Annotated in this window: 11 protein-coding genes and 1 pseudogene; 6 read left to right on the top strand and 6 right to left on the bottom strand. The window is 73.9% G+C overall.

Annotated elements, in window-relative coordinates; translation table 11 throughout:
- Window positions 1-166 precede the first annotated feature (166 nt).
- Window positions 167-847, bottom strand: a complete 681-nt coding sequence (locus AADR41_RS27395) for a PadR family transcriptional regulator (protein WP_342284085.1) — start codon at window positions 845-847, stop codon at window positions 167-169.
- A gap of 218 nt (window positions 848-1,065) precedes the next feature.
- Here AADR41_RS27395 and AADR41_RS27400 point away from each other — a divergent pair, with 218 nt between their 5' ends.
- The 3 genes from AADR41_RS27400 to AADR41_RS27410 all read left to right on the top strand — a co-directional run bounded on the left by AADR41_RS27400 (window position 1,066) and on the right by AADR41_RS27410 (window position 4,522).
- A complete protein-coding gene (locus AADR41_RS27400; RefSeq protein WP_342284073.1) occupies window positions 1,066-2,769 on the top strand; it encodes a molybdopterin-dependent oxidoreductase in 1,704 nt (567 codons plus the stop codon).
- Between the two features lie 219 nt (window positions 2,770-2,988).
- A complete protein-coding gene (locus AADR41_RS27405; protein ID WP_342284074.1) occupies window positions 2,989-3,978 on the top strand; it encodes an ADP-ribosylglycohydrolase family protein in 990 nt (329 codons plus the stop codon).
- A gap of 100 nt (window positions 3,979-4,078) precedes the next feature.
- The gene (locus AADR41_RS27410) at window positions 4,079-4,522 is read left to right on the top strand and encodes an SPW repeat protein (protein ID WP_342284075.1); all 444 of its coding nucleotides are present in this window, start codon (window positions 4,079-4,081) and stop codon (window positions 4,520-4,522) included.
- Window positions 4,523-4,693: 171 nt separating this feature from the next.
- Here the strand turns inward: AADR41_RS27410 and AADR41_RS27415 are convergent, their stop codons facing one another.
- From AADR41_RS27415 to AADR41_RS27435, 5 genes are all read right to left on the bottom strand, one after another.
- On the bottom strand, window positions 4,694-5,767 hold the full coding sequence (locus AADR41_RS27415; protein ID WP_342284076.1) for a DUF917 domain-containing protein: 1,074 nt from the start codon (window positions 5,765-5,767) through the stop codon (window positions 4,694-4,696).
- Window positions 5,760-7,355 carry a hydantoinase/oxoprolinase family protein gene (locus AADR41_RS27420; RefSeq protein WP_342284077.1) on the bottom strand — a complete coding sequence of 532 codons (1,596 nt, stop codon included), beginning with the start codon at window positions 7,353-7,355 and terminating at the stop codon, window positions 5,760-5,762. The genes AADR41_RS27415 and AADR41_RS27420 overlap by 8 nt, the downstream gene beginning before the upstream one ends.
- A 48-nt stretch (window positions 7,356-7,403) precedes the next feature.
- Window positions 7,404-8,831: a purine-cytosine permease family protein gene (locus AADR41_RS27425; protein ID WP_342284078.1), complete on the bottom strand. Its 1,428-nt coding sequence runs from the start codon at window positions 8,829-8,831 to the stop codon at window positions 7,404-7,406.
- A 93-nt stretch (window positions 8,832-8,924) separates the two neighbouring features.
- Complete coding sequence (locus AADR41_RS27430) at window positions 8,925-10,265, bottom strand: hydantoinase/oxoprolinase N-terminal domain-containing protein (protein WP_342284079.1); 1,341 nt, start codon at window positions 10,263-10,265, stop codon at window positions 8,925-8,927.
- Window positions 10,262-11,308, bottom strand: a complete 1,047-nt coding sequence (locus AADR41_RS27435; protein WP_342284080.1) for a DUF917 domain-containing protein — start codon at window positions 11,306-11,308, stop codon at window positions 10,262-10,264. Before AADR41_RS27435 ends, AADR41_RS27430 begins: the two co-directional genes overlap by 4 nt.
- Before the next feature lie 101 nt (window positions 11,309-11,409).
- Between AADR41_RS27435 and AADR41_RS27440 the strand changes: the two genes are divergently transcribed.
- The 3 genes and pseudogenes from AADR41_RS27440 (at window position 11,410) to AADR41_RS27450 (ending at window position 15,598) form a co-directional block, all read left to right on the top strand.
- Complete coding sequence (locus AADR41_RS27440) at window positions 11,410-12,999, top strand: PucR family transcriptional regulator (protein ID WP_342284081.1); 1,590 nt, start codon at window positions 11,410-11,412, stop codon at window positions 12,997-12,999.
- Window positions 13,000-13,030: 31 nt separating this feature from the next.
- Window positions 13,031-14,290, top strand: a pseudogene (locus AADR41_RS27445) (allophanate hydrolase); the annotation flags it as partial.
- A gap of 225 nt (window positions 14,291-14,515) precedes the next feature.
- On the top strand, window positions 14,516-15,598 hold the full coding sequence (locus AADR41_RS27450; protein ID WP_342284082.1) for an LLM class flavin-dependent oxidoreductase: 1,083 nt from the start codon (window positions 14,516-14,518) through the stop codon (window positions 15,596-15,598).
- Window positions 15,599-15,695 lie beyond the last annotated feature (97 nt).

Here is a 15,695-nt window from a genome sequence, read left to right on the forward strand (position 1 = left end):
TCGGGTGCACCGAGCACTCGGGCATGCCGAGCCGATCCGCGTGAAGAGCGCCGGGCTATCCTTGGTGTGCGGCACCTCGATCGCCCGGTTCGCCCTCACGGCGTGACCGGTCCGGGGTTCGAGACCCCGACGGTCGCTGCTCCAACAGCTTCCGTCGGGGTCCTGCTCACTCTGGGTCCTGCGTCCAGCCCTTCCGCTCGGGGTCCAGGACGATCTCCTGCTCGTCCAGGTCCTGCCAGTCCTGCGGGACTTCACCGGTCTCGTGGAAGGACTTCCACTCCTCGATACCGCTGATCGTCCCGTCGTCGAGTTCGTCGCGGAAGTTCTTGATCCACTCCAACTGGGCGTCGATCATGTGGAGCTGGTACTCGGTCTCGATGACGAAGACGCGGGGCAGCTTCTCCCCCAACTGGCCGAGGACACCCCGCACGGCCGCCGAGCGGATCGCCAGCGCCGCCGCCCGGGTCTCCATCAGCTCCGACACCTCCTGCGGCGGCAGCACCGGCAGCAGCGCCAGCGCCGTCTCGAAGACCGGGTACTCGGCGGCGGGGACGGCGAGCAGATCGGAGAGCCAGTCGAGCATCTCCGTGCGCCCGGCTTCGGTGATGCCGTAGAGCGTGCGCTCGGGGCGGTTGCCCTGCCGCTGGACGCCGGCCACCTCCACGTAGCCGTGCTTCTCCAGGTTCTGGACGACGGTGTAGAGCGAGCCGAAGTTGATTTTGACGCTGTGTTCCTTGCCGCGCCGCCGGAGCGTCTGGGCGATCTCGTACGGATGCATGGAGCGCTCGGCGAGCAGCACCATGACCGTCAGTGCCAGCGGATTGCTGAGCTTGCGCCGCTTGGCCACCGATCCCACCACCCTCACCCTGTCGTAACTCGCCATCGAATACTCGCCTGCGAACATATCGCGTGCACCTTGACGCGTCAACCACGATGTATCGCGACTTGCGCGCAGCGGGCGGACGGCGTGACAGGATCTCGCACACTGACCGATTTGCACCGACAACGCCGTCCGGAACGATGCCCGGACGGACAGTCCCGAGGTGCCGCCGGGGAGGCCGCCGCATGAAGGAATCCGATGCGCAACACCGCGGAACCACGGGGGCGGAGAGGGCACGCCGCAGCCGCGCCCCGCTCACCGTCCTCGCCGCGCTCGGCGGGCTGGTCGCCGCGTTCTGCTCCCTGGCCGCGGCCGAGCTGGTCTCGGCCCTCGTACGCCCCGAGGCAGGGCCGGTCACGGCCGTGGGCGGGGCGGTCGTCGACCGCTCTCCCACGGCGCTGAAGGAGTTCGCCGTACGGCACTTCGGCACCGGCGACAAGGCGGTGCTGGAGCTGGGCATCGTGGCGCTGCTGGCCGTCTTCGCCATGGCCGTCGGAGTGCTGGCGCTGCATCACCGGCGGACAGGTTCGGCGGCCGTCCTGCTCTTCGGCGCGGTCGGGGCGGCCGCGGCGGTGGGGCGGCCGGAGGGCAGCGCGCCCGACGCCCTGCCGTCGGTGGTGGGCGCCGCGGTGGGTGCCGGAGTGCTGTTCGCCCTGATCGGACGGCTCACCACGGCTCCCTCTCGGCCGCCGGCGTCCGGATCCGTATCCGAGTCCGGATCCGTATCCGAGTCCGGGGCCGGGGCCGTACCCGAGTCCGGGGCCGGGGCCGGCTCCGGGGCCGGAGGGGCGTACCGCGCGGTCGACCGCCGGGGCTTCGTCGTCATGGCGGCCGTGGCGACGGCGGTCTCGGCCGGCGTGGGGCTGCTGGGCCGGCGGCTCACCTCCTCCGTCCAGGCGGGGGCCACCGCCTCGCGCCGCGACCTGGTCCTTCCCGTGCCCGACTCGCCGGCACCCGCCGTCCCGGCCGGCACCGGGCTGAACATCCGGGGGCTGAGCCCCTTCTTCACGCCGGACCAGGACTTCTACCGGGTCGACACGGCCCTGGTGGTGCCCCGCCTCGACGCGGCCGAATGGCGGCTGAGGATCCACGGCGAGGGGGTCGCCCGCCCCCTCTCGGTCGGCCTGCACGACCTGCTGCGCCGGGAGATCATCGAGCGGGACATCACGCTGGCCTGTGTCTCCAACGAGGTCGGCGGCCCGTACGTCGGCAATGCCAGATGGCTCGGGGTACGCCTGGCCGACCTGCTGCGCGAGGCCGGGGTGCGGCCGCCGTCGGCGGGCGGTCCGGCCGACCAGCTCGTGGCGCGATCCGTGGACGGCATGACGATCGGCACACCGGTCGAGGCGGTCATGGACGGACGCGACGCGATGCTGGCCCTGGGCATGAACGGTGAGCCGCTGCCGTTCGCGCACGGCTTCCCGGTCCGGATGGTCGTGCCCGGCCTCTACGGATACGTGTCGGCCTGCAAATGGATCGAGGACATCGAGCTGACCACGTTCGACGCGTACGACGCCTACTGGGTCCGGCGGAGCTGGGCCCAGCAGGCACCGGTCAAGACCGCGTCCCGGATCGACACCCCCCGCGCCCTGGCCTCCCCGAAGCCCGGCACCGTCCCGGTGGCCGGGGTCGCCTGGGCACAGCACCGGGGCATCTCCCGGGTCGAGGTCCGGGTGGACGGCGGGCAGTGGCACCCGGCCCGCCTGGCCGCCGCCGACAACCGGGACACCTGGCGCCAGTGGGTCTGGGAGTGGCCGGCCACCTCCGGCCGCCACACCCTCGAAGTCCGTGCGACGGACGGCACCGGTGCCACGCAGACCGGCCGGCGGACCGACACCGTTCCGGACGGCGCCACCGGCTGGCACTCGGTGGAGGTCGACGTCTCCTGAGCCCGATACGTGCCGGCGGCCCCGAACCCGACACCCGCCGCCACGCCTGAACCCAACACGCACCGGGCTCGCCTGAGCCCAACACGCGCCGGGCTCGCCTGAACCAACCAACACGCGCCGGGCTCGCCTGAGCCCAACACGCGCCGGGCGTGCGCCCGATGCATACCGTCGGGCCGCGGTCCGATACGTGCCGCCGGCCGCCCTCCGTAGGCTGACCGGATGAATCCGACGAATGATGCGGGCCGGGTGGACCGACCGGACCGGGTGGCGGGTGCCGTCGTGGGTTCGGCGGTGGGGGACGCCCTGGGCGCGCCCTTCGAGTTCGGGCCCGCCGGTGTGTACACCGCCCGCTTCCCGGACGGCGTCGGCACGATGTGCGGGGGCGGCGGCTGGGATCCGGGCGAGGCGACGGACGACACGCAAATGGCCGTGCTGGTCGCGGAGTCGCTGCTGGAGCGGGGCGGCCTCGACCTTCCCGACATGTTCGGCCGGTTCTGCCGCTGGGCCGCCGGCGGGCCGAAGGACATCGGGCTGCAGACCGAGGACGTTCTGACGAGCGGCGAGGCGTGGGACCTCGCGGCGGCGCTGCACTTCCAGGTCAACGGGCGTGCGGCGGGCAACGGTTCGCTGATGAGGGCGGCCACCTCAGCCGTGTACTTCGCGGCGTCGGGCCGTACGGCGACCATGGACGCCGCCCGCCGGATCGCCGCCCTCACCCATGGCGACCGCGCCGCCTGGGAGGGCACCGCCGTACTCCATGAGCTGATCCGGGTGGCACTGGACGGCGGCGATCCGCTCTTTGCCGTCCCGGACGCCCTGGCGGACGTGCACGAGGATCACCGCGGGCGCTGGGCCCGCGTCCTCGCGCCCGGCTGGCACCCGGACGCGGCGACGGAGTTCAACGGCGCGGTCTGGCCGTGCCTGGGCACCGCACTGTGGGCGCTGCGCACCACCGATTCGTACGGGAACGCGCTGGCCGCCGCCGTGGACGCGGGCGGGGACACCGACACGGTGGCCGCCGTGACCGGTGCCCTGGCGGGTGCGGTGTACGGCTTCGGCGCGATCCCCGCGCGCTGGACGGAGCCGCTGCACGTGCCGCTGCCGGGGTACGGGGACCGGGTGCTGCGGACCCCCGGCCTGGTGGACCTGGCCCGGCGGCTGGACGGTGCGTCACCCCGTGCGGTTCCCACGGATTTCCGTGGGCTCTGAATCTACACATAAGGGAGATGTAAGCGCAGAATGGCATAAGCAGGCCGCTTATGGCGCACAAGTGGCGGGTGGTCTGCACGGAGCGAAGGAGACGAACCCCATGTCAAACCTCTCGCACACCGGCCGTGACATGGCCAGTCACCCCGATGTTTCCGAAATGCGCGATCGCTATGCCCGCATGCTCGGTGGCCGCGATGTGGCCCTGGTGGACGCACCGGTGTTCCTCGTCGGTCTCTACTGCGCCATCTCGCCGTGGGTGCTGCATTTCACCGCGACCCAGCCCACGCTCGCGACGCACAACCTGATCATGGGTATCGCGATCGCCGCGCTGGGCCTCGGGTTCACCGTCATGCCGGAGCGCATGTACGGCCTGAGCTGGGCCATCTGCGCCATGGGGATCTGGACGATCCTCTCGACGTGGATCGTCGGCAGCAGCCCCGACCTCGGCATCGTCCTCAACAACGTCATCATCGGCGGCCTGACCCTGCTGCTGGGCCTGGCCTGCGCGGCCGTGTCCATGAAGAGCGGCAAGCGGACGGTCTGAGAAAGGCGGACACCCGGTACGGAACCCGCGGGAAGGACATACGCGCCCCGGCCGGTCCGCGCGTGCGAACCGGCCGGGCTGTCGTGACCGTCGTGACCGTCGTGGCCGTCGTGGCCGTCGTGGCCGTCGTGACCGTCGTGACCGTGGTGGCCGTGGTGACCGTCCCGTGGGTCAGCTCTCCCGGAACGGCAGGTAGTCCACGTCGTACCCGAAGTACCGCGGCCCGGCGAGCGCCAGGCCGCCCGGCGTGGTCCAGCGCGGGTCGCAGGGCGCCGCGAGAACGCTGACGCGCAGCCCGTAACGCAGGCCCTCGGTGGTCACCGGGTCGCCGGTGTCGGTGTCCAGCACGCAGATCAGGTCGGGGGTGGTGGCGACCGTCTCGCCGTCCCGGGTGGCCAGCAGATGCTCGTTCTGGAAGCCGAGTTCGAGCACCCGGCCGCCGTCGCCGCCGATGCCCTCGATCCTGGCGTTGCCGCGGGCGAAGCCGCCCTCGGTGCGGCGGCTGACGTCGATCACCTTGCCGGTCAGCAGATGGGTGCCGGACAGCATGGTGCGGGCCGCGAGCACCGGGTCGGTGTGCGCGGCGCGCGCCTCGCGCACCGCCGCGCCGAGCCGCTCGGCGAGTGTCAGCGTGGCGGGGACGAGCCCGTCGGTGAGCTGGTCGCCGCGCATCACGGTGTCCGCGCTGGAGATCTGGCAGCCCAGCTCCACGCAGACCGCCCGCGCGATGCGCTCGGCGGCGTGGTTGGAGACGGCGTCGACGATGATGCTGTTGCCCTTGTCGTCGGCGAGCGCCATCGGTGTGTTGGCCACCCCGATCAGGCCGGGCAGCACCATCTGCGCCTCGGGGAAGGCGCGGCCCATTGCATCGCCGTCGACCAGGGGCAGCCCCGCCTCGGCGGCGCAGGCGATCGGCAGCATGGAGTTGACGCCGCCCACCTCGATCGGTGCGATGTGGGTGGCGGCCCGGCCGATGTGCTTCTCCAGGGCGCGCAGGGCGGCCACCTCCTCGCCGCCGGCGGGGACGCGCTCCAGCAGTACCGTCGGCGCCCCCATCCCGGAGACGGGGACCACCGTCGCGTCGTCGGGCACCTCGTCGAAGGCGACCAGCCGGACCGGTCCGTACTTGCGGATGGCCTCGCGGGCCAGCAGCTTGCCGATGTACGGGTCACCGCCGCCGCCGGTGCCGAGGATGCCCGCGCCGCGCGCGATGTCGTCCAGGTTGTCGAGGTTGATCTCACGCATGTGACGCTGCTCCATGGGTGTCGCGCGCCCCGGCCGGGGCGCGGGTGGTGCCGATGCCGTTCAGGTCGAGGTCGCCGACCGCCTTGACGCGGATCCGGGTCGCACCGCCCGGCAGATAGGCCAGCGGGACCTCCTCCACGTCGACGACGCGGACCGTGCCGGGCCTGGCACCGGCGCTCTCGGCCCGGCCCACGGCCTCCTCGCGGGCCTCGGCGAGCACGGCGTCCCGGCGCCCCTCCGGGACCTGGAAGACCCGGTCGACCTCTCCGCCGACCTGGGCGATGGCGGCGCCCACCGCGTTGGCGACGCCGAAGTGGCCGGGGCGGCGCACGTCGTCGAAGCCGGGCAGGGCCGCGGGCACCAGCACACTGCCGCCGCCGACCGCGACGACCGGCAGCGGCCCCGCCGAGGTGCGCATCCGGTCGACGGTCTCCGCCAGCCGCTCCGCGATCCGGTCGAGCGCGCGGGCGGTGAACTCCGGGTCCAGGTGGGCGACCCGGGAGCGGTCGCCGATGTCGGCGCGGCCCGCGGCGACCGCGAGGTCGGTCGCCGTGAGGGTGGAGCCGCCGAAGACCAGTGCCTCCTCGGTGAGCCGGAATCCGACCGAGCGGGGTCCGGTCTCGCCCTCGGGCGACACCAGGGAGCCGCCGCCGATGCCGAGCGAGAGGACGTCGGGGATACGGAAGTTGGTCCGGATGCCCGCGGCCTCGCTCTCGCCCGCCGCCTCGCGCGGGAAGCCGCCGGCCAGGATGCCGACGTCCGCGGTGGTGCCGCCGACGTCGACGACCGCGCAGTCGCCCAGGCCGGACAGGAAGGCGGCGCCGCGCATCGAGTTGGTGGGCCCGGAGGCGAAGGTGGCCACCGGGTAGGCACGGGCGAAGTCCACGTCCATCAGCGTGCCGTCGTTCTGCGACAGGAAGAACGGGGCGGTCAGCGACACCTCGGCGAGCGACTTGGCGAACGACTCCACGATCGCGGCCGCCAGGTCGCGCAGCGCCGCGTTGATGATCGTGGCGTTCTCCCGGGCCAGCAGGCCGACCCGGCCGAGTTCGTGCGAGAGCGAGAAGTGCACGCCGGGGCCCAGTTCGGCACCGAGTATCTCGGCGGCCCGGCGCTCGTCCTCCTCGGCGACCGGGGAGAACACGGACGAGACGGCCACCGAGGTCAGGCCGCGCGCGGCGATGTCGGCGGCGGTGCGCCTCAGCTCCTCGGGGTCGAGCGGCGACAGCGGCCGTCCGTCGAACTCCCGCCCCCCGTGGCAGAGATACCCGTGCCCGCCGACGGCCGCCCGCTGGCGCTCCGGCCAGTCGGTCATCGGCGGCAGTGCCGCGGTGGCCGGCAGGCCGAGCCGTACCGCGGCGACGGGGGCGAGCCGGGCACCCTCGATCAGTGCGTTGAGGAAGTGGGTCGTACCGATCATCACGGCGGTGACCGATTCCATCGGCGGGTCCAGGGCCCGGATCGCCGAGGTCACGCCGGAGGTGATGTCGGAGGTGGTGGGGGTCTTCGCGGTGGCGATGATCCGGTCGTCGTCCCCCAGAAGGGCGGCGTCGGTGTTGGTGCCTCCGACGTCGATTCCGATGCGCATGGTGTGTCCGTCTTTCGTAGGGGGTGAGGGGGTCGGGTGGTGTACGGGTCAGGCGGTGGCCTTCGCCGACCAGGCGGTGCCGGTCTCCGCCTCGATCGCCGCCGCGGGCCGTGCGGGCTGTTCGAACGGCAGGTCGCGGGCGCCGCGCACCAGGCCGAGCCTGCCGAGGACGACGTACCCGAGTCCGGCCAGCAGCAGGGAGTTGAGCGCCGGGATGCCCCACCACTGGTAGTGGTCGCCGAGCCAGCCGAACAGGGAGGCGGCGGCCCACAGGGCGATCGTGGCGGGCACCCAGCTCGGTTCGGTCTCGGGCAGCCGTCCGGCGGCGCGCGAGGCGTCCAGCTGCGGGCGCCACTTCTTCACCACGAAGTACTCGGCGACCATGATTCCGGCGACGGGCGGGGTGAGAACGCCGAGCACCGTGAGGAAGTCGGTGAACCGGTCCAGGATTCCGGCCGCCGCGGCGAGGCTGCCGAGCACACCGATCGTGACGGTGGTGCCGACCCGGTTCAGCCGGACCTTGAAGAGTGCCTCGACCGCGCCGATCAGGCCGAGGGACGAGGAGTACAGATTCCAGTTGTTGATCTTCACGGTGGCGGAGACCAGGACGATGACGCCGATGACACCGGAGGAGGACGTGATGATCGCGATCAGGTCCGAGGACTTCACCGCGTAGGCGAGCAGCACCCCGCCGAGGCCCAGCACGTACTCGCCGAGGCTGATGCCCACCACCGTCTGCTTGACGACATCTCCGGTGTTGCGGTTGAAGCGGGTCATGTCGGGGGTGGTGACCGCGCCGACGATGTACGAGCCGGCGACGATGGTCGCACCGGTGGCGATGGACATGTGGGCGCCGAACGGTGCCGAGGCCACCAGGCCGCCGATGTCGTGCCGGGAGAATTCCACCATCATCGCCCAGCCCGCGAGGCCGAGGAAGGCGGGGACGGTGACGAAGGCGGTCCAGCCCATGGCGCGGAAGCCGCGCAGGACGAGCGCGGTGACGCCGAGCCCGCAGATCAGGCACCAGGCCCAGACCGGCAGCGCGGGCACGATGGAGTGCAGCCCGGCCGCGAACACCGCGGTCTGCACACCGAACCAGCCGAACAGACTGACCGCGATGACGAGTCCGATGAGGGTGGAGCCGTAACGGCCGAACCCGGTCCAGCGGACCAGCATCGAAGTGGACAGGCCCTCCCGCATGCCCGCTATGCCGACGAATATGCAGACGATCTCCAGGATCACCGAGCCGAGCGTGAACGCCCAGAACGCGCCCCAGAAGGAGAGCCCGGCGCCGAGCGCGGCACCGAGCAGGAACTGCGTCAGGTCGGAGAGCTGGCCGAAGCGCTGCACGGCGACGTTGAACCAGGAGTAGCGGGCCGCGCGCGGCACCCGCTCCAGCGGGTAGTCCTCGTCCTGCTGCGGCTGTGCCGGTGTCTGTGTGAATGGCTCTTGGTGCACATCGAACTGCTGGGTCATGGGGACGGGTCCTCGGGTGAGCGGGTGAGCGGGCGGGCAGGAGGGCGCAGCAGCACGGCACCGGCCTGCTGCGGTGGGGCGGGGAGCGTGGGTTCAGAGCGGGAGGGGCGGCCCGACGGCCCGGGCCCGCAGGAGCACCGCCCCGGGCAGATACGGCACCGGAAGGTCTGGTTCCGCGTGGGTGCGTACGCGCCTGGGGTCGGCCCCGGCCCGTACGGCTCCGGCCCTGGCCAGGTCGCGCACTTCGTCCCGTACTGCGTCGAGCCGCCGGCCGGCCCCGCGACGGACGATGCGGTCGTACTGGCCGCCGACCGGGCTGGCCGCCGCGCCGAACGCCCCGGCGACGCCGCCGTGTTCGGGCCGTACGACGTCGAAACCGGCCAGCACGTCGGCGGGTACGCCACCCGCGCCGCCGCCGACCAGGATCAGCGGGAGGAGTCCGGCGGCCGGGCGCATCCGGTCGGCGGCCTCGGCCAGTTCGCGGTGCGCGTCGGCGCGCACGGTGATCAGGTCGGGGAAGCGCACGCTGACCGGGACGCCGCCGATGCGTTCCCCGGGGCCGGCCTCCTGCGGATAGCCGCCCGTCAGTGCCCCGACCCGGGCTCGGCGTTCACCGATGTCGGCGACCACGGCGTCCGGGAGCCCGGCCAGGAGTCCGGCGCCCCGGATGGTGCAGGCGGGTCCGCTGCCCAGGCTGAGTCCGGGCTGACGGCGCAGATACTCCAGGCTCATCAGCGTGCCGTCGCTGCGGGTGACGAGGACCGCGGCGCCGGGGGCCAGACCGAGCCGGGGCAGCGTGGCGGTCAGTTCGTCGGCGACCCGGGCCACCAGCACGGACAGGGCGGCGTCCAGGACCGTGGCGTTCTCGCGGGCCAGCAGGTCGAGGGTGCCGACGTCGCTGGAGAGCAGGACGGTCGTGTCGGGGCCGGTCTCGGCGCGCAGGATCTCGGCGGCCTCCCGCTCCTGGCCGCCGTCGACGGGCGAGAACACCGCGGTGACGGCGAACGCCTCGGCGCGTCCGGCCAGCGAGGCGCCGAACCGGGCGACGGCGTCCCGGTCGAGCGGCGTGGTGTCGCGGGGCGCCAGACCGCCGCCACCGCGTACGTTCGCGGTGCCCGCGCACACGGCGTCGCGCAGCGCCTCGGGCCAGCCGAAGAGCGGCCGCACGGCGTCGGCGGCCGCGCCGCCGACCCGCAGCACACCGACCCGGGCGAGCCCGTGCCGTTCCCTGACCGCCCGGGCGGCGACCCGCAGGCCCACGGCGAGCTGGGTGGCCCGGCCGCGCGGCTCGGCGGGGAGCGCGCGGACGGCGGCGGCGAGTGATCCGACGGCGTCCCCGGCCACCGAGGGCACCTTGACAGCCCGCACCGCCCGGTCGCCGTCGAGGAGCACGGCGTCGGTGTTGGTGGGTCCGACGTCCACTCCGAGGATCATGAGCCGCCTCCCGGAGTCCGGAGTCCGCCCGCGGTGCCCGCGAGGCCGGCCAGGCCGAAGGCGGCGGGACCGGCGAGCCGCAGGCCCTCGGGCGTGTACCAGGCGGGGTCCGAGGGGAGCGTGACGAGGTGGACGCGCAGCCCATAACGGACCTCCTCGACCGGGACGGCCCAGCCGGTCCGCACGTCGACCAGGGCGATGACGTCCGGCACGACGGCCAGCGGGGTGCCGTCCTCCAGGGCCGCGACGAATTCGCTGCGCGCCTCGACGAGCACCAGCCGGCCCGCATCGGGGCCGCCGCCCTCCAGCAGGACGCCCGTGGCGTCGTCGCTGTCGGCGCCCTCGGTGGCGTACCTGCGGACGGAGGAGACCTTGCCGGTCAGCAGCGGGGCGGGTCCTTCGCCCCGTCCCAGGGCAAGGGCGCGGGTCACCGATCCGGCGACGGCGTGCCGGGCCGCCTGTCCGGCGGTGAGGGGGTAGTCGGTGGACGCGGCACGCCCGCCGAAGGCGACGACGGCGGCGCGGGCGAACTGTTCGAGGTGTGCGCCGTCCACGTCGTCGATCACGACGGTGTGCCCGTGTTCGTCCGCGAGGACGGCCGGTCCGGGACGCAGCCCGGCCAGCTCCAGGACGTTCTGGTCCATCCGGGGAAAGGCCCGGCCCATCGAGTCGGCGTCCAGCAGCCCCAGTCCCAGCCGGGCCGCCCAGGCGACGGCGACACAGCCGTTGAGGCCGCCGATCTCGCTGCTCATCACCGCGGCCACGGGTGCGCCGTGCAGCGCCTCGAAGCGGTCCCGCAGCCGTGCGGGCTCGTCCCGTCCGCCGATCCGTTCGGCGGCGACGGCGGGCGATCCCACCAGCCCGACGGGCATGACGAGTGCGTCCGCCGGGAGCGCGGCCGGGTCGACGACGGGCACCGGGCCGCACTCCTCGATCGCCTGTCCGGCGGCGGGGAGGGTCACATCGGCGGGTCCGCCGCCCCCTGATCCCAGGACGGCACAGCCCCGCGCGAAGTCGGCGAGTGCTCCGGCGTCCACGTGCATGGATCCCAGCGTACGGAGCCGGATCGCGCCCCCCATGGGCCACGGGCCCGTGATTCGGCGGCCTCATGTGCTTGTGGCACATCGGCGGCACACTGGGATGCATGGCGAACATCCTGCAGCTCCTCTCCTCCCCCGGGCTCGAAGCGGTCCGCCCGCTGGTGGGCCCGCTCGACGCGGTGGAGGTCACGGGGGTGCGGCTGGAGCCGCGCCCGGACCGGCTCGCCGCGATCCCCGCCGGGACGGTCGCGGTGCTGCTGGCCCCGGTGCCGGGGCACCTGCTGGACGTGGCGGTACGGGACGCGGCCGCGGCGGGGGCCGCCGCGCTGGTCCTGACGGGTGTGGCCGAGGCTCCGCACGGGCTGCCCGCCGAGGTGACGGCCACGGCACGGGCACTGGCCGAGCGGGGCCGGGTCGCGGTGCTGTACGCCGAGGGGGACCTCGCGGCCCTGGTGGTGGCGGTGGAGCGGACGGTGGCCGGGTCCGCGGCGGACGCGCTGGCCCGGGTCGCGGCCGCGGCGCGGGAGGTGACGGCGGTCGCGGGCGACCCCGACCGGGTGGCCGCAGCGGCCGGCCGGGCCCTGGGCGTACCCGTGGAGCTGCGCGCCGCCGGTCCGGGCGAGGAGGGCGGGGTCGCCGCGGGGCCGGACGGCGAGATCCGGCTCGCGGCCCCGGCCCGCCCGGGTCACGCGGGTACGGCGGTGCGCTCGGTCCTCGCGCTGGCGGCGCTCGCCGCGGCGGGCGGCGGGCACGGCGACGTACCGGTGCGCTCCCGCGGCCGGCTGCTCGCCGAACTCCTCGTGGCGCCGCAGGACCAGGCCGCCCGGCTGGCCGCCCGGGGCCGGGCACTCGCGCTGCCGGTGGACGGCTGGCACATCGCGCTGCGGCTGGAGGCGGGCGGCCTGGACGCGCCGAACCGGCCGAAGGCGCTGGACGCGGTCATGTCCCAGGCACTGACCCTGCTGCGGACCTGGGACGGCGAGACGGCGGCCCCCTCCGCCGTCTCGGCCCCGCAGTCCGCCGACTCCGTCCAGTGGAACGCCGCCCTGGTCGACGACGCCCTCGTGCTGCTCAGCACCTGGCCCGCCGATCCGGGGGCGGACGGGCGGCGCGCCACGCTGGCACGCGCCCGCCGGGTGGTGGACCGGCTGGCCGGACTGCGCCCGGAGGCGGGTCTGCGGTGCGGCGTGGGTTCACCGCACCGGGGTCCGCTGGGCATCCGTACCTCCGCCCGGGAGGCCCGTGCCGCGGTGCCGCGCGGCGGCGGGCCCACGGTGGCGGCGCACGACGCGGTGGGCCTGGACCGGATGCTGCTGGAGTGGTACGCCTCCGACACGGCACACGAGGCGGTGAGTGAACTCCTCGCTCCGGTACTGGCGTTGGGCCCGGAGCGGGCCGAGCCACTGCTGCGCACACTCCAGGGGTACCTGGACCACAACAACTCGCCGGCCCGCGCCGCGGACGCGCTCCATCTGCACCGCAACGCGGTGGGCGCCCGCATCCGCAAGATCGTCCAGCTGACGGGCGCCGATCTGAACGAGCCGGATGTGCGCCTGGCGCTCCAACTGGCCTGCCGCGCGGGCCTGTCCACCGCCCGGAGCCGGCCGGCCACGGCCATCGGCGGCACAACCGCCGGCGGCACTGCCACCGGCGCCGCCGACGGGCCACTGCCCGGACGGGGCTCTGCCCGGTGACGCCCCGGCCCCAAGGATCCGAGGACCGACCATGCCGACGATCTCGCCCCTCCTGGACCGCGTCCGGGATGCCCACGCCCGCATCGACGCGGTGCGGCGCCCCGAGCTCTGGATCGATCTGCGCCCCCGCTACGACGTGGAGGCGGAGGCGGCGCGGCTCGGTGCCCGCCTGACCGCGGGCGAGCGGCTCCCCCTCGCGGGCCGCCTGCTGGCCGTCAAGGGAAACATCGACGTGGCCGGTCTCCCCACCACCGCGGGCTGTCCTTCGTACGCGTACGAGCCGGGCTCCGACGCCCCGGCGGTGGCCCGGCTGCGCGCCGCCGGGGCCCTGGTGATCGGCACGACCAATCTGGACCAGTTCGCCACCGGTCTGACCGGCATCTGTTCCCCTTACGGCGCGGTGGCCTGCGCGTACGATCCCGACCGGGTCGCCGGCGGTTCGAGCTCCGGTTCGGCGGTCGCCGTGGCCCTGGGCATCGTGGATCTCGCCCTGGGCACCGACACCGCGGGCTCCGGCCGGGTTCCCGCCGCGTTCAACGGCGTCTTCGGAGTGAAGCCGACCCGCGGTCTCGTACCGACCGACGGTGTGGTTCCCGCCTGCCCGAGCCTGGACTGCGTCACCGTCTTCGCCCGTACGCTCCCCGAGGCAGAACAGGCGACGGCGCTGATGGCCACCCCGGCCCCGCGCCCCGACCGCCCCCGCGTTCCGGGCCCCTGGCGGATCGCGGTCCCGCCCACCGCGCGACTCGGCGGACTCGCCCCGGGCCGGGCAGCGGCGTTCGGGGCGGCCGTCGCCCGGCTCCGCGCGGCGGGAGCCGTACTCCGGCCGATCGACCCGGCGCCGTTCACCCGGGCCGCCGCGATGCTGTACGACTCCGCCCTCGTCGCCGAGCGCTACACCGCGGTCGGCGCGTTCGTCGACGCCACGCCCGCCCCGCCCGGCCTCGACCCGACGGTGGCGGGGATCATCACCGGGGCCCGCGACATCCCGGCCCACCGGCTCTTCGCCGACCGGGCCCGGCTGGCCGGCCTGCGTGCCGCCGCGACGGCCGCCCTCGGCGACGCGGACGCCCTCCTGCTGCCCACCACGCCGGACCACCCCACGCTCGCCGAGGCCATGGCGGCCCCGCGGGCCGTCAACGCCCGCCTCGCCCGGTTCACCGGCTCCACCAACCTGTTCGGCCAGTGCGCGATCGCGGTCCCCGCCGGTGAGGTGGACGGGCTGCCGTTCGGCGTCATGCTGATCGGCCCGGCACACACCGACGAGCGCCTCGCCCGCATCACCGAACTCACCGGGCTCGCCGACAACACCTCCCCCCTTGCCCCCTAGCCGGTTGACCACTCACCAACACACCTGTTCCACTGGGGAGATGCGACCTCGGCTGCGGCTGGTGACCCGCGACCACATCGACTTCGGTCGAGTGTGGTCCGCCTCGTGTTGCCGCTGACCCTTCCCACGTCAGCGCTTCCCACGACCGGTCCTCCACTTCTCCGCAGCACGAGATGAGGCTTCGCCATGCCCGTCGAGTTCCTCGGCATCGCAGCAACCAACGAAGGTTCCGAAGTGACGGCCCGCTCCGGGCCTTCCTTCGACCGGGAGTACACCCTCAAGCTGGCCCGCGCACACGAGGACCACGGCTGGGACCGGGTGCTGTTCGCGTACGGTTCCGGCTCCCCCGACCCGTCCCCGGCCGCCGCCTGGGTCGCGGCCCACACCGAAAGGCTCCAGATCCTGGTGGCGCACCGCCCCAACGTCTCGTACCCGACGTTCGCCGCCAAGACCTTCGCGACCCTGGACCGGATCAGCGACGGCCGCCTCGCCGTGCACTTCATCACCGGGGGCAACGACCACGAGCAGCGGCGCGAGGGCGACTTCCTCACCAAGGACGAGCGGTACGAGCGCACCCGTGAGGCCATCCGGATCATCAAGAGGGCCTGGACATCGCGCGAGCCCTTCGGCCACGAGGGCACGCACTACCGCTTCGACGACTTCGTGAGCGACACCTTCCCCGTGCAACAGCCGCGGCCACAGGTCTCGTTCGGGGGTTCCTCACCGGCGGCGTACGCGGCCGGTGGCGCCGAGGCCGACATCTACTGCCTGTGGGGTGAACCGCTGGCACAGACCGCCGAGCAGATCGCTTCGGTGCGGGAGGCCGCGAGGGCGGCGGGCCGTACGGACGTGCCGAGGATCCAGGTGGCCTTCCGCCCGATCATCGCGCCCACCGAGGAACTGGCCTGGGAAAAGGCCCACCGAACCCTGGCCCGGATCAGGTCCCGCACGTCCGGCGCACCACGGAACACCCCGGAGAACACCGGTTCCCGACGCCTCCTGGCGGTGGCCGCCGCGAACGACCGCCACGACCGCGCCCTGTGGACACCGACCGCGGCGGAGACCGGCGGCGCCGGCAACTCGACGGCCCTGGTGGGAACCCCGGAAACAGTGACTCAGGCCCTGCTGGACTACTACGACCTGGGCGTGGAGATCATCTCGGCCCGCGGCTACGACCTCCTGGACGACGCCATCGACTTCGGCCGCCACGTCATCCCGCTGGTCCGGGAGGAAGTGGCCAGGCGGGACGCGGCCAACTCGGCCGCGTAGCCCCTCCGGGCCGCATCCAGCCCCTCCGGCGTTCGAGGAACGGGGCCCGGGAGGGGCAGAACCCCCGGTTACGGGAAGGGGCGGGGTGTGTCTGGGG

This window comes from Streptomyces sp. CLV115, assembly GCF_038448545.1.
Classification (GTDB): Bacteria; Actinomycetota; Actinomycetes; order Streptomycetales; family Streptomycetaceae; genus Streptomyces; species Streptomyces sanglieri.